We start from the raw sequence: 23,908 nt of genomic DNA on the forward strand, positions 1-23,908 counted from the left end.
ACCGATAAACCGCTTTCGCCGGCAAGCCGGTCTCGCTCCCACATGGGTGCGCATTCAACTGTGGGAGCGAGACCGGCTTGCCGGCGATGGGTGCGCAGCACCCGCTTTCAGGGTTTGACGGGGGGCTTGCGCAGCAAGCTGAACGCCATCGCCGCCAGAACCAGCACCCCAAGCAACAACACCGCCCACAACCCGAATTTCTTCCAGTTCGTGCCAGTGGTCACCCTCGATGCAGGCGTCACCTGCACTCCGCCCTCCACCACAGCCTTACCCAATGTCGCCAACTTCTGCGCACTGTAATCCGGAATCAGCGTCGACAATGGCAAGCTCGCTGCCCTCACTGTCGCATTCCCCAACGCCAGCGTATAAGGCTCTGGCCCGCGCGCGAGGAACACCAGTTGCGTCGGACGCACGGCAAACTTCACCGTCGGCGCCTCGGCGCCCAGGCCTCCACCGCGCTCGTCTACAACCAGTTTCAACTGCTGTACGGTCTGCCCCGGCAACTGCAATTCATTCTGCACCACGTCCTGGCCATTCTGGGTCAGGCGATACAGCAAGCCACTGCCCAGCGGCCGCCACGGCAAGCTGCTCTCGCGGCGACCGGACAAGGTGACTGGCGCCAGACTGTTGGGCTGACTCAGTTCAACCTGCACCCGCTCGACATTCAGCCCCATCGGCAATTGCCAGGTGTATTCACCGGTCTTCACGCTGCTGCCGGCCAACGGTTGCGACCAGACCAACGGCAGCGGCAGGCTGCGGCTGCTTGCGCTTTCCAGCTGCGCCGACGTCAGCGTTGCAGCCGACTGTGGCGAACTCCACAACAGGCGCAGATAGCGTGCCGATTGCCCCGGCAGAGCGACTTCATGCTGCTCGACCCGTTCGTCGGCAAACGTCAACCGTGCGACCTGCCCCCTGCCCCACGACTGCCAATGCTGCAAGTCGTCGCTGGCTTCGATGCTGAATTGCTGGAAGCCTTCGCGTTCGCTGGTCCAGTCGAGGACCAATTGCTGCAACGGTGCCTTGATGGCGCTGGCATCGAGCAACCAGCCGCGCAGCACTTCTTCGCCCGCTTCCAGCTGAATGGACGGCTGCACTTCGACCAGCGCACCGCTGGCAGTTGACTGCACCCGCACGCTGGGCGCGTGCTCGGTAGAATCTGCCGAACTGTACAGCGGGAACCACTTCACATCAGTCAAAGCGCGATTTTCGCGGGTTTGGGCCGGCTCTCTTGCCACGGCATACGCCTGAACCTGACCGGCGGCGTTGAAGACACGCACATCACTGAGGTCGGTTTGCCGCGCTTTCAATTGCACGCTTAACGGTAAATCAAGGCGATACCATGGGCCTTCGCCGCTCACAGACAACAGCACTTGAGTGGTGAAGTCCGCCGGTTGCTCCTGCGCGCTGACCGACAGCGTCACACCCAGCGCAACCGCGCCCCACCAGCCCAGGTTCAGCTTCTGACTCAAGACGACACTCCTTCGGTTTCCGGTGCCGGTTTTTCCACATCCGGCGCAGCCTCGACACGCTTGGGCGGCAGCGGCGCGAAATAGCCCACCACCAGCAGCAACACGCCAACGCCGATAAACGACACGATCCGCGCGAGCCCGCCGCGGTTACTCAATTCCACAAAGACCAGCTTGGCCACCACTGCGCCAATCAACGCCGCGCCGATCAGCCAGACCTCGCGACGACGGCTCAAATGACCGCCGATCATCAGGCTCAGCGCCATCAGGGTCCAGACGATAGACAGGCCGGCCTGAACCAACATGGATTCAAGCAACGCATCGAACTCGAACGGCACACCGCCCCAATGGTGCGCCGTGCGCATCACCAATGCGGTAAAGAAAGCAAACAGTGAAACCCCTGCGATCAATTGCGTGGCGTTTTCGGTGTAGTCCTTGCGGATCGCCAGTTGCGTCACGGCGCCAAGCGACCAGATATAGATGCCGAACAGCGCAAACAGCAGGCCCAACTCCAGCGGGTTGATCAACGGCACGTACGGCAGTGGTTCGGCGGTGCCGTCGCTGGCGACGTTCGCCAGCCAGAACCAGCCGAGCATCAACAGCGCCAACGGTGCCGCCGCATACAGTCGGTATTCGCGGGGATACGCCGATACCGGCCACGGCCAACTGCGTGGCGCAGCCATCAGCACCAGATACAGGCCTGGCAGAATCGCCCAGCCCAACCAGCGCCAGGCGTTGTATTGTTCGGACAACAGTAGCAAGCCATAGCGCAGTTCGAGCGCCAGCACACCAATCAACAACCAGCAGCCAAGCACATGCGCCGTGCTCGCAGCCCGCGCCGGCAGCATCGGCGCCAGTCGCTTCAGCGAGACGAAATGCACGACGAACACCGCCGCCCAGGCCAGCCAGCCAAAACTGGCCGCCGGGTGATAACGCGAGTGCCACGCCGCGCACAACACCACGCCGGCCACTGGCATCAGCAAGGTGCAGAGCAAACCCAGCGAGGACCATTTCAAGCGCAGCGCCAACGCAGTCCATAGCGCCACGCTGACTGCGGCGACCACCAGCAACAGCGTCGCTTGCAGATTGACCGGCGCAAAACGCAGCACTTCACTGATCCACGCCAACGCCCACCAACCCCCGCCCCACAACAGCAGCACTTCGGACAGCCGCCTTAAACTCAGCACATCAAACGCCGAAGCATGATTGCCGACCTGCAAGCGCCAGGCACCGACCAGCGCCGCCGAACCCAATGCCAACGGCGTCCAGAAACCGCTGTGCGCCATTGGATTCAAACCTTCACTGGCCAACGGTCCGAGCAGGGCCGGCCCTGCCAGCACAAACGCCGCGCCGCCAATCACCTGCAACAGCAAACCGAAGACAAAACTGACGCGCAGCTTCAGGAACAGGCTCAACCAGATGATGAACAAACCACTGGCCGCCCACACCGCACTCGCGGTTTGCCACGGCAGGACGAACAGAACGGCCAGATTGATCAGTACCAGACCGGCCAGCAACACCACCGACACACCGAGTAGCAGCCGCACGTCGCTGCGCACCATCTCATCCCGCGCCGCCAGCAGCATGCCGGCGACCAACGCCAGACCGATCAGCGAGGCGCTGAGCAAACCGCTCCAGCCAGCGCTGAACACCGCCGCAGACTCACCCCCGCTACTTTCCAGCCGCAGCAGGAACAACGCACCGCCGAGCAACTGCACGACAAACGCGGTGAACAGGAACGTGCGCGATTGCAGGCGCAGGCCGACAAACAACGTCGCCAAACCGGCCAGCGCCCAACTGATCGCGGTGCCCTGAGTGAAGAAAAACAAGGGCGCCAGCAGGTAGAGAAACATCAAACCGAGGCACGCCAGAACCGCATTCCCTTTGCGCTCCCATTCCACCGTCTGCCCAGGTGCCGCGTTGCGCAATTGATAGAAGCTGAACAGCAACGCCATGCCGAGCATCAACGCGCCCAACGGTGCGCCGTCGAGCAGGCTGCTTTCGCCGAGTCGCAGCTCGCGGATAAACGCCACCGCCGCGCCCAGTTGCAGCAGCAAGGCAAAAGCTCGTGCCGTGGGTCGTTGCTGACGCAGGCAGAGCCAGAAGATCCCGGCGCCTTCAACGGCCCAGGCAGCAGACGTCCAGCGCGCATCAAGCCCCAACGGAATGGCCAGACTGGCGAAGATCACGCCCAGTGCCAAACAAGTTTCTGCCAACAACAATGCGCGGCCTCCCACCAGCAATCGGGTCAGGCCCAGGTAAATCATGCCCAACGTCAATGCGCTAAAGGCTGCAGCAAACTCAATGTGCTGGACCAGCGTGAACTGCAAACCGAATCCCACCACGGGTGGGCCAAACAGCAGCGTGCCGTCGACGTAATCGCCCTTGCGCGCCGACCAGTGCAGCAACGCCTCGCGGCTGTCGTCTTCCGGTGCATCGCTGATTGCCAGCAATTTGCGCCGGGCGAACAACAGACCGATGGCCAGGTACATCAGGAAAAACACAATCAGGAACGGCTCGATGCTCCACAGCAAATCCGGCGTATAGGAACGCAGCCCCCATGCGAAACCGATGCTGAACGTGCCGGCAAAGCCGATCAGGTTGAGCAATCTCCAGGCCTTGAACCACGCAATGGTGAGGATGCCGGCGTTGAGCAAGGTGAAGTAGCTGAACAGCGCGACGTGGCTGCCGGCACCGGTAGACGTCAGAATCGGCGCGGCAAACCCGCCCAGCGCTGCTGCGCAGGCCAGCGCCAATGAATCCTGGGTGATCGCCAGAATCGCTGAGAACGCCGTCACCGCCACCAGCAGGCCAAGCGCTGCCGTCGGATCCAGCAGCGGATGCAAACGCATGGCGGCGAACACAGTCAGGTACAAAACGGCAATGCCGGTGCCTTGCAGCATCAACGCGTAATTGGCATTGCGATGACGCAGCCACCAACCCAAACCGAGCAGCCCCAACGCAAACGCCGCGACGCCGGCGTAACGCAGCTCGATCGGCACCACCATGCCTTCGGTCGCATACCGCAATAAAAAGGCCAGACCGAGGAACAACAGGACTACGCCGACCCGCAGCACGGTGTTACCGCCGAACAGCCAGGCGCGGGCGCCGCTGATGGCGCGATCAAAGAGGTTAGGGACCCGTGGGGTGGCGGGGGCTTGCGGCTCGGGTTTCCAGGCGTCGACAGGCAGTGGCTGACTGGTGTCAGTTGCCATAGCGGTGATCGGTTCGAGTTCGGGGGGGAGGTCCCAGATCAGTTCCGGGGTTTCGACAGGGGTTTCGTCGTGGGCAAAATCAGAAGGCCCAATGGGTTCGCTTGCAGCCGGCTCGCTGGTTTCAGGCGCTTTGACGCCAGACACCTCCAGCAAGGCCAGGCGTTGCTGCACTGCACTCAGCGCAACCTGCGTCTGCTCCAGCAAAAGGTGTTGCCTGGCAGCTTGTGATCCTAAGCGGGCGATGCGGATAGCCTGGCCAATACCCAAGCCGAGCAACGCGCCCAACAGCGCATCGTCGAACGATTCGTCGAATATCCAGCCAAGAATCCAACCGAACGCCAGCCCGATCAGCACGAAAATCCATTGCATGGTCGATATCCCTAAGCAACCCCGCGATAGGGCGATTCCGGAAAGACAGCATTGGCAAAGTTTAGTGTGAAACCACACAAACCTGTGGGAGCGAGCCTGCTCGCGATAGCGGACTGACATTCAGAATCAATATTGAATGTCAGTCCGCTATCGCGAGCAGGCTCGCTCCCACAATGGATCGCCAAGGCATGCTATCCGGTGTAACCGCTGCTTAGTATATCGGCCAGTCCCGACACCCGCCGGGCCGTGCATGCAATTATTGCGAAAAGTTACTCCAGTGCTTTCCAGATATCCGTGGCGTACTCGCGAATGGTCCGGTCTGAAGAGAACCAACCCATCCGCGACGTGTTCAACACAGCCGAACGCCACCACTCCTTGGAATCGTGCCAATGGGCTTCGACGCGCATCTGCGCATTCCAGTAAGCGTCAAAATCGGCGCAGACCAGGAAGCGATCGTAGTCCACCAGCGAATCAATCAGCCCGGTGTAACGGGACGGATCATCCGGGGAGAACACCCCGCCGCGAATCGCTTGCAGCACGTCATTGAGTCGATGGGACGCCGCGATGTCCGGTGTCGCATTGAACTCGTGGTTCTGTTTGCGCGCCTCGACCTGCTGCGCACTGAGACCGAAGATGAACATGTGTTCGACGCCAATGCGCTCGGACATTTCTACGTTGGCCCCGTCCAGGGTGCCGATGGTCAGTGCGCCGTTGAGGCCGAACTTCATGTTACTGGTGCCGGAAGCCTCGAAGCCTGCGGTGGAAATCTGTTCCGACAAATCCGCCGCCGGAATAATGCTCTCCGCCAGACTGACGTTGTAGTTGGGCAGGAACACCACTTTGAGCAAGCCGCGCACGGTCGGGTCGTTGTTCACCACCCGGGCAATGTCGTTGGTCAATTTGATGATCAGCTTGGCCTGGTGATAACTGGCGGCGGCCTTGCCGGCAAAGATCTTCACCCGCGGCACCCAGTCGATTTCCGGTTCGGCTCGAATTGCCTGATACAACGCGACGGTGTGCATCAGATTGAGCAACTGGCGTTTGTATTCGTGGATCCGTTTGACCTGCACGTCGAACATCGCCGCCGGATTGACCGCCACCCCCAGCCGCTCGTGAATCAGGTAGGCCAGGGCTTTCTTGCTGTGCAGCCGCTGTTCGGCGAATGCCTTGCGGAACGCAGCTTTTTCGGCGAACGGTTCCAGGTCGAGCAAGCGCTCTTCGGGGTTATCCAGCAAATCAGGCCCGAGGGCATCGACCATCATCGACGTCAGTTCGGGGTTGGCCTGGTAGAGCCAGCGGCGGAAGGTGATGCCGTTGGTCTTGTTGTTGATCCTGTCCGGGTAGAGCTTGTGCAGTTCGGAGAACACGGTTTTGCGCATCAGCTGCGTGTGCAGCCCGGACACGCCGTTGACGCTGTGGGAGCCGAGGAACGCGAGGTTGCCCATGCGCACACGGCGACCGTTGTCTTCTTCGATCAGCGATACAGCGCGCAATACGTCAAAGTCATGAATGCCTTTGGCGCGCAGGGAGTCTATGTGTTGGGCGTTGATGAGGTAAATGATCTGCATGTGCCGCGGCAACATCCGCTCCATCAAACCGACCGGCCAGGTTTCCAGCGCTTCGGGCAATAGCGTGTGGTTGGTGTACGACAGCGTGTCGACGGTGACTTGCCACGCCGCATCCCACGCCACGTCGTAGACATCGACCAGCTGGCGCATCAATTCAGCCACGGCAATCGAGGGGTGAGTGTCGTTGAGCTGGATCGCCGCGTGGTCGCCCAGGGTCAGCACCGAGGTGTGCATGTTTCGATGGCGGCGCAGCAAATCCTGCAAGGACGCGGCGACGAAGAAGTATTCCTGGCGCAGGCGCAGTTCCTGGCCGGCTTCGGTGCTGTCCGCTGGATAAAGCACGCGGGAAATACTTTCGGCGCGAGCCACTTCCGCTACCGCACCCAAGTGGTCACCGGCGTTGAAGCGCTCCAGGTGCAAATCTTCCATCGCCCGGGCACGCCAAAGACGCAGTGTGTTGACGCTCGCCCCGCGCCAGCCGACCACCGGGGTGTCGTAAGCAATCGCACGCACCGTTTCCACCGGGGTCCAGACTTGCTTGGATTTACCGTTTTCATCGATGACGGTTTCAACGCCGCCGCCGAAGCCGATCGGGTAAACGACCTCCGCCCGTTCAAATTCCCACGGGTTGCCGAAGTCCAGCCAGTGTTCGGTCTGCTCCTGCTGCCAGCCATCGACAATGGCCTGGCGGAACAAACCGTGCTCATAGCGAATGCCGTAGCCATGACCGGCAATGCCGAGGGTCGACATGCTTTCCATGAAGCACGCCGCCAGACGACCGAGGCCGCCGTTGCCCAAGGCCGCGTCGGGCTCCAGCAGGCGAATGCGTTCGAGGTCGACGCCAAGCTCGGTCAGCGCTGCACGGGCGACGTCGAGCAAGCCAAGGTTGCTCAGGCTGTCGTAGAGCAGCCGGCCGATGAGGAATTCCAGGGAAAGGTAATAAACCCGCTTCTGCCCTTTGCGGTAGATCTGCCGGGTGTGATCCATCCAGTGCTCGACCATGTGATCACGTGCCGCCAGGGCGATGGCTTCGAACCAGTCGTGGTCGAAGGCGTGATCCGGGTCTTTACCCACCGCGTAGGTGAGTTTGGTCAAGACGGCGTCGCGGAATGCGGCCACCTCTGCTTCGCGAACAAGTGGTTCTTGAGTCATCGATAAGACCTCGAGCGAGCGTGGAGTTGTTGAGCCTAGACGGTCTGACAGACGGTGGGAGCTCGGGTTCGGCAGTTTTTCCTGATAGTGCGAGATAGGTCGGCATTACATTGTCGTGTGCCTGAATCAATGCAGGGGGCGTGCCGGATTAACGGTGCTATTGAGGTACTACAGAAAAAATCTGGCGAAAGGTTGTTCAAAAATCCACCAGTCCCGGTATGATCGCGCGCCCTGATGCACGTGCTGGTAACAACCGATGATGAAACCCAACCTGATCGCCGCCGCTGAGATCGATCGCCTCGATACCTGGGCCAAGTACTCTGCGCCGATGTGCGGTTCCTGCGTGTCCAGCTGCTGCACGCTGCCGGTCGAGGTCAAGATCAAGGACCTGATCCGTATCGGCATCGTCGACGAATTCGAGCGCGGCGAGCCGGCGAAGAACATCGCCAAGCGCCTGCAGAAGGAAGGGATCGTCGAGCGTTACAGTCAGAAGACCGAAATCTTCACCCTCCAGCGCATGAGCAACAACGATTGCCTCTATCTGGATCGTAAGAGCCGCCTGTGCACTATTTATGAAAAGCGCCCGGACACTTGCCGCAACCACCCGAAAATCGGACCGCGTCCGGGGTATTGCGCGTACAAGCCGAAGGAAGTGGCGCGTGAGACCAGCGCCAGCCGCCGGCCGCTCGAAAAATTCTAACCCCCCATCAATCCCCCGTAGCAGCTGTCGAGCCCCAGCGAGGCTGCGTTCGGCTGCGAAGCAGTCGTTAAACCATGCGCCACGGTGATTCCTGGGGACTACATTCACAGAATTTACGACTGCTGCGCAGTCGAACGCAGCCTCGCTGGGGCTCGACAGCTGCTACAGAGGCGAAAGAGTTGCTACAGCCAGACAAACAAAAACGCCCCCGACCTTGCGGTCGGGGGCGTTTTTTTATCAGCTAACTAAATGACTTAGTTACCGGACTTCTTCGCAGCGCGGGTACGCTCGCTTTCGCCCAGGATCTTCTTGCGAAGACGGATGGACTTAGGAGTGACTTCACACAGTTCGTCTTCCTGTACGAACTCCAGAGCTTGCTCCAGAGTGAACTTGACAGGCGGAACCAGTGCGATGGTTTCGTCTTTACCCGAAGCACGCATGTTGTCGAGCTTCTTGCCTTTAGTCGGGTTGACACCCAGGTCGTTGTCGCGGCTGTTCAAGCCAACGATTTGACCTTCGTAGATGTCCTGGCCGTGTTCTACGAACAGCTTGCCACGCGCCTGCAGGGTTTCCAGCGAGTAAGTCAGAGCCTTACCGGTAGCAACCGATACCAGCACGCCGTTCTGACGGCCGGACATGTCGCCGGACTTCATCACGTCGTAACGATCGAAGATCGAAGTCAGGATGCCGCCACCGGAGGTCAGGGTCAGGAACTCGTTACGGAAACCGATCAAGCCACGAGCCGGGATGTTGTACTCAAGGCGCACACGGCCCTTGCCATCCGGAACCATGTTGGTCAGGTCGCCTTTACGCAGGCCCATTTGCTCCATGATCGCGCCCTGGGATTCTTCCGGCAGGTCGATGGTCACGTTTTCGTACGGTTCGTGCTTGACGCCGTCAACCATACGGATGATCACTTCCGGACGACCAACACCCATTTCGAAGCCTTCGCGACGCATGGTTTCGATCAGTACCGAGAGGTGCAGCTCACCACGGCCGGAAACTTTGAACTTGTCAGCCGAGTCGCCTTCTTCAACGCGCAGAGCAACGTTGTACAGCAGCTCTTTGTCCAGACGTTCCTTGATGTTACGGCTGGTCACGAACTTGCCTTCACGGCCGCAGAACGGCGAGTCGTTAACCTGGAAGGTCATCGAAACGGTTGGTTCGTCAACGGTCAGCGGCTTCATCGCTTCGACGTTCAGTGGGTCGCACAGAGTGTCGGAGATGAACAGCTGGTCGAAGCCGCTGACGCAGACGATGTCGCCGGCCGCTGCTTCTTCAACGTCGATGCGGTGCAGACCGTGGTGACCCATCAGCTTCAGGATACGACCGTTACGGCGCTTGCCGTCGGCGTCGATCGCTACTACCGGGGTGTTCGGCTTGACGCGACCACGAGCGATACGGCCAACGCCGATAACACCCAGGAAGCTGTTGTAGTCCAGAGCGGAGATTTGCATCTGGAACGGACCGTCACGGTCGACTTTCGGCGCAGGTACGTCGTCGACGATCGACTGGTACAGCGGGGTCATGTCTTCAGCCATGGCAGTGTGGTCCAGACCGGCAATACCGTTCAGGGCCGAGGCGTAGACGACTTTGAAGTCCAGCTGTTCTTCGGTAGCACCGAGGTTGTCGAACAGGTCGAAGATCTGGTCCAGAACCCAGTCCGGACGCGCGCCTGGACGGTCAACCTTGTTGATGACCACGATTGGACGCAGGCCGGCTTCGAAAGCCTTCTTGGTTACGAAACGGGTTTGCGGCATAGGGCCGTCTTGAGCGTCAACCAGCAGCAGAACGGAGTCAACCATCGACATTACGCGTTCAACTTCGCCGCCGAAGTCGGCGTGGCCCGGGGTGTCCACGATGTTGATGTGGTAGCCGTTCCAGTTGATGGCGGTGTTTTTCGCCAGAATGGTAATACCGCGCTCTTTCTCCTGGTCGTTGGAGTCCATCACGCGCTCGTCGTTGAGCTCGTTGCGCTCCAGGGTGCCGGATTGACGCAAGAGTTTGTCTACCAGGGTGGTTTTACCATGGTCAACGTGAGCAATGATGGCGATGTTGCGTAGATTTTCGATCACTTGTGTATCTCGATCAGAGGATTCGGTGTGCTGACAAGTCTTGGCAGCGATTACAGTAGAGTCAGGCCTTGCCGTTACAGCTTGACGGCAGAGTCGGGGGGCCGGTGACGCAGGCCACAGGCATACAGCCCCGGGCTCTTAGCTCGGTCGATAAACGCGCACATTGGCATGCCCCTCACTGAGCAAATGGTGGGCATGCAGGCGACTCATCACGCCTTTGTCGCAATACAGCAGGTACTGGCGAGTAGGGTCCAGTTCCTTGAAACGAGCGTTCAATGCATAGAAAGGCATCGCTTGTACCTCGATACCAGCCAGGGCCAGCGGATCATCTTCAGCGGCATCCGGGTGACGGATGTCGATGATGATTTGCCCCGCCAGCGCTTCGCTGACTTCTTCAATCTGCAAGTCCTGGCCCAATTCGTCGATGACGCGATCGATCGGTACCAGTTTGGCGTTCTCGAGCGCACGCTCAAGGACCGCCATGTCGAATTCTTTCTCTTCGTGCTCCACCCGGTGGCGCTTGGCAGCCGTCTTCGGATTGACCGAGATGACCCCGCAGTATTCCGGCATGTGCTTGGCGAAGTCGGCCGTCCCGATTTCGTTGGCCAGATCGATGATGTCCTGCTTGTGACTGGCAATCAGCGGACGCAAGACCAGCTTGTCGGTCACGCAGTCGATCACGGACAGGTTCGGCAACGTCTGGCTCGACACCTGGGAAATCGCTTCACCGGTGACCAGCGCTTCGATTTGCAACCGATCAGCAATACGGGAAGCAGCGCGCAACATCATACGCTTCAAAACTACGCCCATATGACTGTTATCGACTTTCCCGAGAATTTCTCCCAGAACTTCCTCGAACGGCACACTGACAAATAACACGCGCTGAGAGCTTCCGTACTTCTTCCAGATGAAGTGCGCGACTTCCATGACGCCCAGTTCGTGGGCCCTTCCGCCCAGATTGAAGAAGCAGAAATGGCTCATCAGGCCACGGCGCATGATCTGGTACGCCGCCACGGTGGAATCGAAGCCGCCGGACATCAGTACAAGCGTCTGTTCCAGTGCACCCAGCGGATAACCGCCAATGCCGTTGTGCTGACTATGGATCACGAACAACCGTTGGTCGCGAACTTCGATTCGGACTTCGATTTCAGGTTTTTTCAGGTCAATCCCGGCGGCACCGCACTGACGGCGCAACTGGCTGCCGACGTATTTCTCAATATCTATCGAGCTAAATGGGTGCTTGCCGGCGCGTTTGCACCGCACCGAGAAAATCTTGCCGGCCAGTGCATCACCGTAGTGCTGCTTGCACTTTTCAACGATGTCATCGAAATCACCCAGCGGGTATTCGTCGATCTGCAGGAAGTGCGCGACGCCCGGCATGCAGCTCAGGCGCTCGCCCATCTCCTTCAGGGCTTTGGGCTCGCTGACGCGGGTTTCCAGTTCGAGGTTGTCCCACACACCGTTCACCACCACGGCCGGGTCCAGATCGCGGAGCACGGTGCGGATGTTTTTGGCCAATTGGCGGATGAAACGCATCCGTACCGGGCGGCTCTTGATGGTGATCTCGGGAAAGACTTTTACGATTAGTTTCATGAAAACAGCGCGCGCTGGGCCAGCCGAAAAAGGGGGGCGCGGATTATAGCGGAAATTGCTCAAGGTTTAACCAGTTAATATGCAGAAGGTTTTTCGCGCACCAAAACAGGTCGTTTGCAGATTTTTGCGCCACATTGTAGGGCGCGATTTTCCGTCTAATGACCGTCTGTACCTTTATAAGCGTGAAAATGGGGCAAAAAACCCATGGTGGGGCACTGGCATGCAATTTGCTCCCTTGTGAGGCAGGTTGCCTTGGCAGAGTATTCGCGCCGGCATCACCCACATTCCAAGGGCATCCACTACTAAGCCCGAAGCCACCCGGAGGACACTATGTCGAAGTCGGTTCAACTCATCAAAGATCATGACGTCAAATGGATTGATCTGCGCTTCACGGACACCAAAGGCACTCAGCACCACGTGACCATGCCGGCTCGCGACGCGCTGGATGAAGCTTTCTTCGAAGAAGGCAAAATGTTCGACGGTTCCTCCATCGCCGGCTGGAAAGGCATCGAAGCCTCCGACATGATCCTGCTGCCGGACGACAGCACTGCCGTCCTCGACCCGTTCACCGAAGACCCAACGCTGATTCTGGTCTGCAACGTGATCGACCCTTCGACCATGCAAGGCTATGACCGTGACCCACGCGCCATCGCCCACCGCGCCGAGGAATACCTGAAGTCGACCGGTATCGGCGACACCGTATTCGTAGGTCCGGAGCCTGAGTTCTTCATCTTCGATCAAGTGAAGTTCAAGTCCGACATCTCTGGCTCGATGTTCAAAATCTTCTCCGAACAAGGTTCGTGGATGTCCGACCAGGACATCGAAGGCGGCAACCATGGTCACCGTCCAGGTATCAAAGGCGGTTACTTCCCGGTTCCACCGTTCGACCACGACCACGAAATCCGTACCTCCATGTGCAACGCCATGGAAGAAATGGGCCTGACCATCGAAGTTCACCACCACGAAGTGGCGACTGCCGGCCAGAACGAAATCGGTGTGAAGTTCAACACCCTGGTTGCCAAGGCTGACGAAGTTCAGACCCTGAAGTACTGCGTACACAACGTTGCAGTTGCTTACGGCCGCACCGCGACTTTCATGCCTAAGCCTCTGTATGGCGACAACGGTTCGGGTATGCACGTTCACCTGTCCATCGCCAAAGATGGCAAGAACACCTTCGCTGGCGAAGGCTATGCCGGCCTGTCCGACACCGCTCTGTACTTCATCGGCGGCATCATCAAGCACGGTAAGGCACTGAACGGCTTCACCAACCCGTCGACCAACTCCTACAAGCGTCTGGTCCCAGGTTTCGAAGCTCCAGTAATGCTGGCCTACTCGGCTCGCAACCGTTCCGCTTCGATCCGCATTCCTTACGTGTCCAGCCCTCGCGCTCGCCGTATCGAAGCTCGCTTCCCGGATCCAGCAGCTAACCCGTACCTGGGCTTCGCTGCACTGTTGATGGCTGGCCTGGACGGCATCCAGAACAAGATCCACCCTGGCGACGCAGCTGACAAAAACCTGTATGACCTGCCGCCTGAAGAGGCGAAAGAGATCCCACAAGTTTGCGGCAGCCTGAAAGAAGCCCTGGAAGAACTCGACAAAGGTCGTGCGTTCCTGACCAAAGGCGGCGTTTTCAGCGACGACTTCATCGACGCTTACATCGCCCTGAAAAGCGAAGAAGAAATCAAGGTTCGTACCTTCGTACACCCACTGGAATATGAGCTGTACTACAGCTGCTGATCCGGTAGCGCTGCGGCACGCGGCGTGACAAAAAAGAGGCCTTCTTCGGAAGGCCTTTTTTGTGCCCGCGATTTAACGACCAATGAAGAACCCTGTGGGAGCGAGCCTGCTCGCGAAAGCGGTTTCTCATTCAAAATGAATGTTACTGACACACCGCCTTCGCGAGCAGGCTCGCTCCCACAGGGGTTTTGTGGTGTTTGGGGGAATTTGTAAATCATGCCGAAATGTTAACGGCTTGGGTCAATCACCTCCCCTGACCTATGCTGCACCCCAACGCTTTTGTTTCCGGTCGATGTTATGGGTCGTGGTTTTCTTTTGATGTGGTTGCTGATCGCCCTGCCCGCCGCAGCGCAGATCTATAAATACACTGACGCCGATGGCAATACCGCCTACAGCAATCAACCCCCCGATGGTGTGCCGGCACAGCCGGTTGAGTTGCCGCCGCTGAATAGCGTGCAACCCCGGCCTACTCCCGCCCCCTCCTTCGAAAGCCCCCGTCATGAGCCGCCGCACAGCGACTACGAGCTGCTGCAGCTGACTGGCCTGCCCACCGGGGAAGCCCTGCGCGCCAATAACGGCAGCTTCACCGTCAGCGTCCTGATCAAGCCTCGCTTACAAGCGCCGCACCTCTTGCGGTTGCTGCTGGATGACCAACCGTACGGGCAGTCGAGCAATGTGCCCATCCTGCAACTGGTAAACATCGACCGTGGCGAGCACAGCCTGGCGGTGCAGGTGATCGAAGGCGAGAACGTTCTTCAGCAAAGTCCGAGCGTAACGTTCACCTTACAAAGGGTGCATAAGCCAGTCCGTTGAAATCCTCGACGAACAGGACCGCACCGTCGAACGCACGGCCAATCAGCCATTCCACATGTTGAGCACATCCCTCGCGCAAAAGCGCCAGGTCAAACCCTGCGCCCTCGCCGACTACGGACAACGACCGGGATGCCCGCTCACCGACAAGCCGGAAGAGGAAAAAAATCCTTTCTTGCGATTGTTCTAACGCCGCTCAGCTTTGCGCCCTATATTGGTGCGATAGGTTGCACCGTACCCATATCACAACCCATTTTGGTTCGAAAGTACCCGCGAAAGCTGGCAGAACGTCACGCAAACGAGCGTAAAACGCCCGTTTAAGGCCTTTAACGCTTCTTTTCGGAGCCTTGGTTTGGTTTTTGCATTTTCCCAGCATCAGCGCTTGGTTCTTGCGCGCGCCCTGCTCCAAAAGAGGTCCTGATGACCATCAATGACGCACTGCATCGACTACTACTGGACAACCTGACCACTGCCACCATCCTGCTCGATGCCGAACTGCGCCTTGAGTACATGAACCCGGCGGCAGAGATGTTGCTGGCCATCAGCGGACAGCGCAGCCATGGGCAGTTCATCAGCGAGCTGTTCACCGAGTCCACCGAAGCATTGAATTCCCTGCGTCAGGCGGTCGAGCAGGCACATCCGTTCACCAAGCGCGAAGCGATGCTCACCGCCCTCACCGGCCAGACCCTGACCGTCGACTACGCGGTAACGCCGATCCTGGTCAACGGCGGCACGATGCTGTTGCTGGAAGTCCACCCCCGTGACCGCTTGCTGCGGATCACCAAGGAAGAGGCACAATTGTCGAAGCAGGAGACCAGCAAGATGCTGGTGCGCGGTCTCGCCCACGAAATCAAGAATCCGCTGGGCGGGATTCGCGGCGCCGCACAATTGCTCGCCCGCGAACTGCCGGAAGAAAGCCTGCGCGATTACACCAACGTGATCATTGAAGAAGCCGATCGCTTGCGAAACCTCGTCGACCGCATGCTCGGCTCGAACAAGTTGCCGTCGCTGGCCATGTGTAACATCCACGAGGTACTGGAGCGTGTCTGCCAACTGGTGTCAGCGGAAAGCCAGGGCTGCATCACCTTGGTGCGCGACTACGACCCCAGCATTCCTGACGTGTTGATCGACCGCGAACAAATGATTCAGGCGGTGCTCAACATCGTGCGCAACGCGATGCAGGCCATCAGCAGCCAGAACGAACTGCGCCTGGGTCGCATCAGCCTGCGTACCCGCGCCATGCGCCAATTCACCATCGGCCACGTGCGCCATCGCCTGGTGACCAAGATCGAAATCATCGACAACGGTCCGGGCATTCCTGCAGAACTCCAGGAAACCATTTTCTTTCCAATGGTCAGCGGTCGTCCGGACGGTACCGGGCTGGGCCTGGCCATTACCCAGAACATCATCAGCCAGCACCAGGGCTTGATCGAATGTGACAGCCACCCAGGCCACACCACTTTCTCGATCTTTCTGCCCCTGGAACAAGGAGCCACATCGACATGAGCCGTAGTGAAACCGTGTGGATCGTCGATGACGACCGTTCTATCCGTTGGGTCCTGGAAAAAGCCTTGCAACAGGAAGGCATGACCACGCAAAGCTTCGACAGCGCCGATGGCGTGATGAGCCGCCTGGCGCGCCAGCAACCAGACGTGATCATCTCTGACATCCGCATGCCGGGCGCCAGCGGCCTGGAGCTTCTGGCACGGATTCGCGAACAGCACCCGAGGCTGCCGGTCATCATCATGACGGCTCACTCCGACCTGGACAGCGCTGTCGCGTCCTATCAGGGTGGCGCGTTTGAATACCTGCCCAAGCCATTCGATGTCGATGAAGCGGTCTCCCTGGTCAAACGCGCCAACCAGCACGCCCAGGAACAGCAGGGCCTGGAAGTCCCGGTCGCCCTGACCCGCACCCCGGAAATCATCGGTGAAGCACCGGCGATGCAGGAAGTGTTTCGCGCCATCGGGCGCTTGAGCCACTCCAACATTACCGTGCTGATCAATGGCGAATCCGGGACCGGCAAAGAGCTGGTGGCCCACGCCCTGCACCGTCACAGCCCACGAGCAGCCTCGCCGTTCATCGCACTGAATATGGCGGCGATTCCAAAAGATCTAATGGAGTCCGAACTGTTCGGCCATGAGAAAGGCGCGTTCACCGGCGCGGCCAACCTGCGTCGCGGGCGTTTCGAACAGGCTGACGGCGGCACGCTGTTCCTCGACGAAATCGGCGACATGCCGGCCGATACACAAACCCGCTTGCTGCGGGTATTGGCTGACGGCGAGTTCTATCGCGTTGGCGGTCATGTGCCGGTGAAGGTCGATGTGCGAATCATCGCTGCAACGCACCAGAACCTGGAAACCCTGGTACACGCCGGAAAATTCCGCGAAGACTTGTTCCACCGCCTCAACGTGATCCGCATCCACATCCCACGGCTGTCGGACCGTCGCGAAGACATTCCGACCCTGGCCAAGCACTTCCTTGCCCGTGCCGCGCAGGAACTGGCGGTCGAGCCGAAGTTGCTGAAAAGCGAAACCGAGGAATACCTGAAGAACCTGCCGTGGGGCGGCAACGTGCGCCAGCTGGAGAACACGTGCCGCTGGATCACGGTGATGGCTTCGGGTCGCGAAGTGCACATCAGCGACCTGCCGCCAGAGCTGCTGAGCCTGCCGCAGGATTCGGCCCCGGTAACCAACTGGGAGCAAGCGCTGCGCCAGTGGGCCGATCAAGCATTGGCACGTGGCCAGTCGAGCCTGCTGGACAGCGCGGTGCCGGCTTTCGAGCGGATCATGATCGAGACTGCGCTCAAACACACCGCCGGCCGCCGCCGCGATGCTGCGGTCTTGCTGGGTTGGGGGCGTAATACCTTGACGCGCAAGATCAAGGAATTGGGGATGAAGGTGGATGGCGGGGATGATGAGGAGGGGGATGAGAGCTAAGCAGACTTGATCGTTCCCACGCTCCCGCGTGGGAATGCCTCAATGGACGCTCTGCGTCCGCTTCAACTGGGGACGCGGAGCGTCCCGGGCTGCGTTCCCACGCAGAGCGTGGGAACGATCAAACTGAACCACCGCTTTCGCGAGCAGGCTCGCTCCTACATTTCGAGCTCTGTGCACCGCAGCAATGCACCGTGAACCGCAATCGCGCACAAAAGCACATTCAAAACCCCGCCTGTATTCGCAATCGAAACCCTAATGAAAAAACACGAAAGCCCCGAAATACGGGGCTTCTGGCGTTTGAAAGCAACTTTCTGTACCAATTTGTTAAAACCTGGCACGCCCCCTGCAATAGTCCATTCAGTGATTCAGTTCACTACCCGGTTTCGGGGACCTTGGTACAGGCAGGCCGGGGATTCCCCTCTTTACATCGGGCTCACACCGCTGACGCGACGAGCCCACCCTGTTTTGGGGCCCTTGATACAGGCAGGTCAGGGGTTCCTTCTTTACACCGGGCTCACGACGCAATGCGTGAGCCCCGACGTTTTGGGAGCCTTGGTACAGGCAGGCCGGGGATTCCCTCTTTTATTGCTCTCGGAGATGGATCTCCAGCCGCCAGCGGTCATCGACCTCACTACCGGCCCATTCGCCCTGCAGCGGCCGGGCCGCTACCACCGACAGCAACAACCCCCCATCACTCAAACGCACCCGCCAGTTGACTGTTTTGTCGCTGAGCTTGAGCTGGCCGTTCTGCGCCTTACCTTCCGCCTCGAACAGCAACGCAAGGCTACCGTCCACAAACTCGCCATGGTGCTTGGGTTCATTGTTGAACCACACCACCAGCCCGTCGCTGGTGACCTCGACCTGCTGCAAGACAGTCGGGTCAGGCGCGGTCAGGCGACCAATCATCAGCCCCACCATCATCCCGACAATTGCCAATGAACCGAGCACGCGCGGGAATAGTTTCGAACGCGAGTCCTTTGGCGGCGTAGAATGCCCGTCATCTTTACCTTCGGAGCCGTGCATGTTTCACGTCATCCTTTTTCAACCAGAAATTCCGCCGAATACCGGCAACGTTATCAGGCTGTGCGCCAACAGTGGCTGCCACCTGCATTTGATCGAGCCGCTGGGCTTCGAGATGGACGACAAGCGCCTGCGCCGGGCCGGCCTCGACTACCACGAGTATGCCACCCTGCAACGCCACGCCGATCTCGCCAGTTGCCTGGAGAGCCTTGGTCATCCTCGCTTGTTCGCTTTCACCACCAAGGGCTCGCGACCGTTCCACGATGCCAGTTTCGCCGAGGGTGACGCCTTCCTGTTCGGCCCGGAAAGCCGAGGCCTGCCGGCAGAAGTGCTCGACGCCCTGCCCGGCGAACAACGCCTGCGCTTGCCGATGCGTGAAGGCTGCCGCAGCCTGAACCTGTCGAACACCGTCGCGGTTGCCGTGTACGAAGGCTGGCGCCAGCTCGGTTTTAAATAACACCGCATAACAAATGTGGGAGCGAGCCTGCTCGCGAAAGCGGTGTATCAGACGACATTGATGTCATCTGACACTCCCAATCGCGAGCAGGCTCGCTCCCACATTGAAATTGCTTTGGTGCTTCTAACGCTTACTGAACGGTCGGAGTCTCGCCAGCCGCCTGCATGCGTTGCAGCTCTTGTGCGTACAGCGCGTCGAAGTTCACCGGGGCCAGCATCAGGGCCGGGAACGAGCCGCGGGTGACCAGGCTGTCCAGGGTTTCGCGAGCGTACGGGAACAGGATGTTCGGGCAGAACGCGCCGAGGGTGTGGCTCATCGAGGCGTCGTCCAGATTCTTGATCAGGAAGATCCCGGCCTGTTGCACTTCAGCGATGAATGCCACTTCGTCACCGTTTTTCACGGTCACGGACAAGGTCAGCACGACTTCATGGAAGTCGCCTTCCAGGGCCTTTTGACGGGTGTTCAGATCCAGGCCCACGCTCGGTTCCCACTGCTGGCGGAAAATCGCCGGGCTTTTCGGGGCTTCGAAGGACAAGTCACGTACGTAGATGCGCTGCAAGGAGAATTGCGGTGCGGTTTCTTCTTCGCTAGCTGCAGTGTTCTGTTGGTCAGTCATCTCAGATCCTTTCTGATCTTGGGGTCTTATAGGGAAGGTATTCAGGCCTTGAGCATCGCGTCGAGCTTACCGGCGCGCTCAAGGGCAAACAAATCATCACAACCACCCACGTGGGTGCTGCCGATCCAGATCTGCGGCACGGACGTACGTCCGGCTTTCTGAGCCATGGCGGCGCGCACCTGCGGCTTGCCATCGACCTTGATCTCTTCGAAGGCCACGCCTTTGTTTTCGAGCAAGTACATGGCTCGCGAACAGTAAGGGCAGTAATCGCTGGAATAGACGACGACGTTGCTCATATCACTTCACCAGCGGCAGGTTGTCGCCTTTCCAGCTGGAAATACCACCGGCGAGCTTGGCGGCGGTGAAGCCGGATTTCATCAGTTCGCGCGCATGCGTACCGGCGGTCTGGCCCATGGCGTCGACCAGGATAATGGTCTTGGCCTTGTGCTTTTCCAGTTCACCGACGCGAGCGGTCAGTTTGTCGTGAGGAATGTTCAACGCGCCAACAATGTGACCGGCGGCGAAGTCCTTGGTCGAACGAATGTCGATCACGACGCCTGCGTCCTTGTTGACCAGCCCGGTCAGTTCACCGGTACTCAGGCTACGGCCGCCGCCTTGCATTTGATAGGCAATCAGCGCCGCCAGCAGTACGACGAAGATACCGACAAGAATGTAGTGGTTAGTGGCAAATTCAATCAGGTGAGCAACCATCGAAGGAGGTTCCAGGGCGTTAAAATGTCGGCCAGTATACACAGCCCCTATGGTGGGCCAAACCCCGTCCGGCGGTGACGTGGCCGGAACTTAGCTGTAGGACGTGTTGACCCTCAATTGCGAGTCGCGCCGCGCCCCGTAAATCGCAAGACTAGGCATGAGGAGTGAGGTTTGGCGTTTCAAATGAACGACGAATAACGACGGATTGCGCTTTACGGGGCGTGGCCCTCCGGGTTTGCCCTGTGAGCGCGCCATGCTGCGTTGCGGGACTCGGCAAGGAAACAACCCTTACCCACGTCCCGCGCCTTGCCTGGCACGCTCACAGGGCAAACGCGACTCGCAATTGAGGGTCAACACGTCCTAAACTTGCCACTCCCTTTTTAATCGCCCTCTTTTAACTCAGCCACGAGTGGAATCCATGACTACCACGCCTAAACCTTTGGTCCTGATTATTCTCGATGGCTTCGGTCACAGTGAAAGCCCTGAATCCAACGCCATTTATGCGGCCAAGAAGCCCGTGCTGGACCGCCTGTGGGCCACCGTGCCGAACGGCCTGATCTCGGGCAGCGGCATGGACGTCGGCCTGCCCGATGGGCAGATGGGCAACTCCGAAGTCGGCCACATGAACCTCGGCGCCGGTCGCGTGGTGTATCAGGACTTCACCCGCGTGACCAAGTCGATCCGCGACGGCGAGTTCTTCGAGAACCCGACCATCTGCGCCGCCGTGGATAAAGCCGTTGCAGCCGGCAAAGCCGTGCATTTCATGGGCCTGCTGTCCGATGGCGGCGTTCACAGCCATCAGGACCACCTGATCGCCATGGCTGAACTTGCATTCAAACGCGGCGCTGAGAAAATCTACCTGCACGCGTTCCTCGACGGCCGCGACACCCCACCGAAAAGCGCACAGTCGTCCATCGAATTGCTCGACGCCAGCTTCCAGGCGCTGGGCAAAGGTCGTATCGCCAGCATCATCGGCCGTTACTTCGCCATGGACCGCGACAACCGCTGGGACCGCGTGTCCCAAGCCTACAATCTGATTGTCGATGGCCAAGGCGAATTCAATGCCGCCACCGCCCAGGAAGGTCTGCAAGCCGCTTACGAACGCGGCGAGAGCGATGAATTCGTCAAAGCCACCTCCATCGGCGAGCCGGTCAAGGTCGAAGACGGCGACGCCGTGGTGTTCATGAACTTCCGCGCCGACCGCGCCCGCGAACTGACTCGCGTGTTCGTCGAAGACGGTTTCAATGAGTTTGAACGCGCTCGCCAGCCGAAGCTGGCCGGTTTCGTCATGCTGACTCAATACGCCGCCAGCATTCCCGCACCTTCGGCGTTCGCCGCCGGCAGCCTGGAAAACGTGTTGGGCGATTACCTGGCGAAAAACGGCAAGACGCAATTGCGCATCGCCGAAACCGAGAAATATGCCCACGTGACCTTCTTCTTCTCCGGCGGTCGTGAAGAACCGTTCCCGGGCGAAGAGCGCATCCTGATCCCGTCGCCGAAAGTCGCTACCTATGACTTGCAGCCGGAAATGAGCGCACCGGAAGTCACCGACCGCATCGTCGACGCCATCGATAACCAGCGCTACGACGTGATCGTGGTCAACTACGCCAACGGTGACATGGTCGGCCACAGCGGCGTGTTCGAAGCGGCGGTGAAAGCCGTTGAATGCCTGGACCAGTGTGTCGGCCGCATCGTCGAAGCCCTGGAAAAAGTCGGCGGCGAAGCGCTGATCACGGCCGACCACGGCAACGTCGAGCAAATGTCCGATGAAACCACCGGCCAGGCGCATACCGCTCACACGACCGAGCCAGTACCGTTCATCTATGTCGGCAAACGTGACCTCAAGGTCCGTGAAGGCGGCGTGCTGGCGGATGTGGCACCAACCATGCTGATGTTGATGGGCCTGGAACAACCGACGGAAATGACCGGGACTTCGATTCTGGTGTAACCCGCCCCGTCAAACACCACCGAAACCCTGTGGGAGCGGGATTGCCCGCGAATGCGGTAAGTCAGTCGACATCAACGGTGCCAGACACACCGCATTCGCGAGCAAGCCCGCTCCCACATTGGTTTTGCGGTGTTTTTGGGGCCAGTTATCACACAGCCCCAATTGGGCATTTTTTTTGCCACGCTTGGCGGGCATACTAGGCCGTCCCTTTCCCTGGTGCCGCCCGCCTCTATGCTCCGCGTCCTGATAGCCCTAGCACTGACTTGCCTGCTCCAACCGGCCTTCGCTGACGAGCGCGAGCAAACCCAACAACAGTTGGACGCCACGCGTCAGGATATTGCCGAGCTGAAAAAACTGCTGGGCAAGCTGCAGGAAGAAAAATCCGGTGTGCAAAAAGAGCTCAAGGGCACCGAGACTGAAATGGGCAAGCTCGAGAAACAGGTCGACGCCCTGCAAAAAGAGCTGAAAAAAAGCGAATCCGAGTTGCAGCGACTCGATACCGAGAAAAAAAAACTCCAGAGCGCGCGCATTGAACAGCAACGACTGATCGCCATTCAGGCCCGCGCGGCCTATCAAAACGGCCGTCAGGAGTACCTGAAGCTGCTGCTGAACCAGCAGAACCCGGAACAGTTCGCCCGCACCCTCACCTACTACGATTACCTGAGCCAGGCACGACTGGAGCAGCTGAAGAATTTCAATGAAACACTGCGCCAACTGGCCAATGTCGAAAAAGACATCGACTCGCAGCAGGCACAATTGCTGGTACAGAAAAGCAGCCTCGACAGCCAGCGCGACGAACTCGAAAAAGTCCGCAAGGAGCGCCAGCAAGTCCTGGCCAAGCTTAACGACGACGTAAAGGCTCGCGACCAGAAACTGGCCTCCCGCGAGCAGGATCAGGCAGACCTGTCTAAAGTCCTTAAAACCATTGAAGAAACCTTGGCTCGCCAGGCCCGTGAGGCAGAAGAAGCGCGGCAAAAAGCGCTGATCGCCCAGCAGGAAGCCGAAAAAAAGCGTTTACGTGAGGCCCAGGCGGCAGCAGATGCTGATACCACCGACGCCCCACGCAAACCCGTCAGATCGACGCCTGGCGCACTGGTTTCAAGTTCAGGCGAAACCTTTGGCGGCCCTTTTGCGTCAACCCGGGGAAAACTTCCCTGGCCGGTTGATGGTCGACTGTTGGCACGCTTTGGCGAGTCCCGTGGCGACGATGCCCGCACCAAGTGGGATGGCGTGATGATCAGCGCCTCCGCCGGCAGCCAGGTGCATGCCGTGCATGGCGGTCGCGTGGTGTTTGCCGACTGGTTGCGTGGTGCCGGGCTGCTGGTGATTCTTGACCACGGCAACGGTTTTCTGAGTCTTTATGGTCACAACCAGACATTGCTCAAGTCTGCGGGTGACGTAGTAAAAGCCGGCGAGTCCATCTCCACTGTCGGCAACAGTGGCGGGCAGGACACACCAGCACTGTATTTCGCTATTCGTCAGCAGGGTCACCCGAGTGATCCGGCGCAATGGTGTCGTGTGCAAGGATAAGC

General features: G+C 59.2%; 17 protein-coding genes. 8 read left to right on the forward strand and 9 right to left on the reverse strand.

Features of this window, described 5'->3' with window-relative positions:
* Window positions 1–107 precede the first annotated feature (107 nt).
* The 3 genes from PMI22_RS02235 to PMI22_RS02225 all read right to left on the reverse strand — a co-directional run bounded on the left by PMI22_RS02235 (window position 108) and on the right by PMI22_RS02225 (window position 7,770).
* Window positions 108–1,469: a DUF3999 domain-containing protein gene (locus PMI22_RS02235; RefSeq protein ID WP_007949007.1), complete on the reverse strand. Its 1,362-nt coding sequence runs from the start codon at window positions 1,467–1,469 to the stop codon at window positions 108–110.
* The gene (locus tag PMI22_RS02230) at window positions 1,466–5,050 is read right to left on the reverse strand and encodes a DUF2339 domain-containing protein (protein WP_007949008.1); all 3,585 of its coding nucleotides are present in this window, start codon (window positions 5,048–5,050) and stop codon (window positions 1,466–1,468) included. Before PMI22_RS02230 ends, PMI22_RS02235 begins: the two co-directional genes overlap by 4 nt.
* 269 nt (window positions 5,051–5,319) lie before the next feature.
* Window positions 5,320–7,770: a glycogen/starch/alpha-glucan phosphorylase gene (locus PMI22_RS02225; RefSeq protein ID WP_007949009.1), complete on the reverse strand. Its 2,451-nt coding sequence runs from the start codon at window positions 7,768–7,770 to the stop codon at window positions 5,320–5,322.
* 259 nt (window positions 7,771–8,029) lie between these two features.
* Here PMI22_RS02225 and PMI22_RS02220 point away from each other — a divergent pair, with 259 nt between their 5' ends.
* Entirely contained in the window at window positions 8,030–8,470 is a 441-nt protein-coding gene (locus tag PMI22_RS02220; RefSeq protein WP_085984721.1) for a YkgJ family cysteine cluster protein, read from the forward strand.
* Window positions 8,471–8,724: 254 nt separating this feature from the next.
* Here the strand turns inward: PMI22_RS02220 and typA are convergent, their stop codons facing one another.
* Both typA and thiI read right to left on the reverse strand, forming a co-directional pair.
* The gene (gene typA / locus PMI22_RS02215; protein ID WP_007949013.1) at window positions 8,725–10,545 is read right to left on the reverse strand and encodes a translational GTPase TypA; all 1,821 of its coding nucleotides are present in this window, start codon (window positions 10,543–10,545) and stop codon (window positions 8,725–8,727) included.
* Between the two features lie 138 nt (window positions 10,546–10,683).
* Window positions 10,684–12,138 (reverse strand): tRNA uracil 4-sulfurtransferase ThiI, encoded by a 1,455-nt coding sequence (gene thiI / locus PMI22_RS02210; protein WP_007949015.1) that lies wholly within the window; start codon window positions 12,136–12,138, stop codon window positions 10,684–10,686.
* Window positions 12,139–12,468: 330 nt separating this feature from the next.
* On the opposite strand from thiI, the gene glnA reads away from it, so the two are divergent.
* The 4 genes from glnA (at window position 12,469) to ntrC (ending at window position 17,624) form a co-directional block, all read left to right on the forward strand.
* Window positions 12,469–13,875: a type I glutamate--ammonia ligase gene (gene glnA / locus PMI22_RS02205; RefSeq protein ID WP_007949016.1), complete on the forward strand. Its 1,407-nt coding sequence runs from the start codon at window positions 12,469–12,471 to the stop codon at window positions 13,873–13,875.
* 297 nt (window positions 13,876–14,172) lie between these two features.
* Window positions 14,173–14,688 (forward strand): DUF4124 domain-containing protein, encoded by a 516-nt coding sequence (locus PMI22_RS02200; protein WP_007949017.1) that lies wholly within the window; start codon window positions 14,173–14,175, stop codon window positions 14,686–14,688.
* Between the two features lie 417 nt (window positions 14,689–15,105).
* On the forward strand, window positions 15,106–16,191 hold the full coding sequence (gene glnL / locus PMI22_RS02195; protein WP_007949019.1) for a nitrogen regulation protein NR(II): 1,086 nt from the start codon (window positions 15,106–15,108) through the stop codon (window positions 16,189–16,191).
* Entirely contained in the window at window positions 16,188–17,624 is a 1,437-nt protein-coding gene (gene ntrC, locus PMI22_RS02190; RefSeq protein ID WP_007949021.1) for a nitrogen regulation protein NR(I), read from the forward strand. Before glnL ends, ntrC begins: the two co-directional genes overlap by 4 nt.
* Window positions 17,625–18,206: 582 nt before the next feature.
* Here ntrC and PMI22_RS0129825 read toward each other — a convergent pair.
* Window positions 18,207–18,647 carry a hypothetical protein gene (locus PMI22_RS0129825; protein WP_033049762.1) on the reverse strand — a complete coding sequence of 147 codons (441 nt, stop codon included), beginning with the start codon at window positions 18,645–18,647 and terminating at the stop codon, window positions 18,207–18,209.
* On the opposite strand from PMI22_RS0129825, the gene PMI22_RS02185 reads away from it, so the two are divergent.
* On the forward strand, window positions 18,646–19,101 hold the full coding sequence (locus tag PMI22_RS02185; protein ID WP_007949025.1) for a tRNA (cytidine(34)-2'-O)-methyltransferase: 456 nt from the start codon (window positions 18,646–18,648) through the stop codon (window positions 19,099–19,101). The two genes, PMI22_RS0129825 and PMI22_RS02185, sit on opposite strands and share 2 nt — an antisense overlap.
* Window positions 19,102–19,231: 130 nt before the next feature.
* Here the strand turns inward: PMI22_RS02185 and secB are convergent, their stop codons facing one another.
* From secB to PMI22_RS02170, 3 genes are read right to left on the reverse strand one after another with little or no spacing between them, the layout of a single operon-like run.
* Window positions 19,232–19,717, reverse strand: a complete 486-nt coding sequence (gene secB, locus PMI22_RS02180; RefSeq protein WP_007949026.1) for a protein-export chaperone SecB — start codon at window positions 19,715–19,717, stop codon at window positions 19,232–19,234.
* Window positions 19,718–19,758: 41 nt separating this feature from the next.
* Window positions 19,759–20,013 (reverse strand): glutaredoxin 3, encoded by a 255-nt coding sequence (gene grxC / locus PMI22_RS02175; RefSeq protein ID WP_007949027.1) that lies wholly within the window; start codon window positions 20,011–20,013, stop codon window positions 19,759–19,761.
* 1 nt (window position 20,014) lies between these two features.
* Window positions 20,015–20,428, reverse strand: a complete 414-nt coding sequence (locus PMI22_RS02170) for a rhodanese-like domain-containing protein (protein ID WP_007949029.1) — start codon at window positions 20,426–20,428, stop codon at window positions 20,015–20,017.
* 418 nt (window positions 20,429–20,846) lie between these two features.
* Between PMI22_RS02170 and gpmI the strand changes: the two genes are divergently transcribed.
* Both gpmI and PMI22_RS02160 read left to right on the forward strand, forming a co-directional pair.
* Window positions 20,847–22,376: a 2,3-bisphosphoglycerate-independent phosphoglycerate mutase gene (gene gpmI / locus PMI22_RS02165; protein ID WP_007949030.1), complete on the forward strand. Its 1,530-nt coding sequence runs from the start codon at window positions 20,847–20,849 to the stop codon at window positions 22,374–22,376.
* 231 nt (window positions 22,377–22,607) lie between these two features.
* A complete protein-coding gene (locus PMI22_RS02160) occupies window positions 22,608–23,906 on the forward strand; it encodes a murein hydrolase activator EnvC family protein (RefSeq protein ID WP_007949031.1) in 1,299 nt (432 codons plus the stop codon).
* Window positions 23,907–23,908 lie beyond the last annotated feature (2 nt).

It is taken from the genome of Pseudomonas sp. GM21 (genome assembly GCF_000282215.1).
GTDB lineage: Bacteria > Pseudomonadota > Gammaproteobacteria > Pseudomonadales > Pseudomonadaceae > Aquipseudomonas.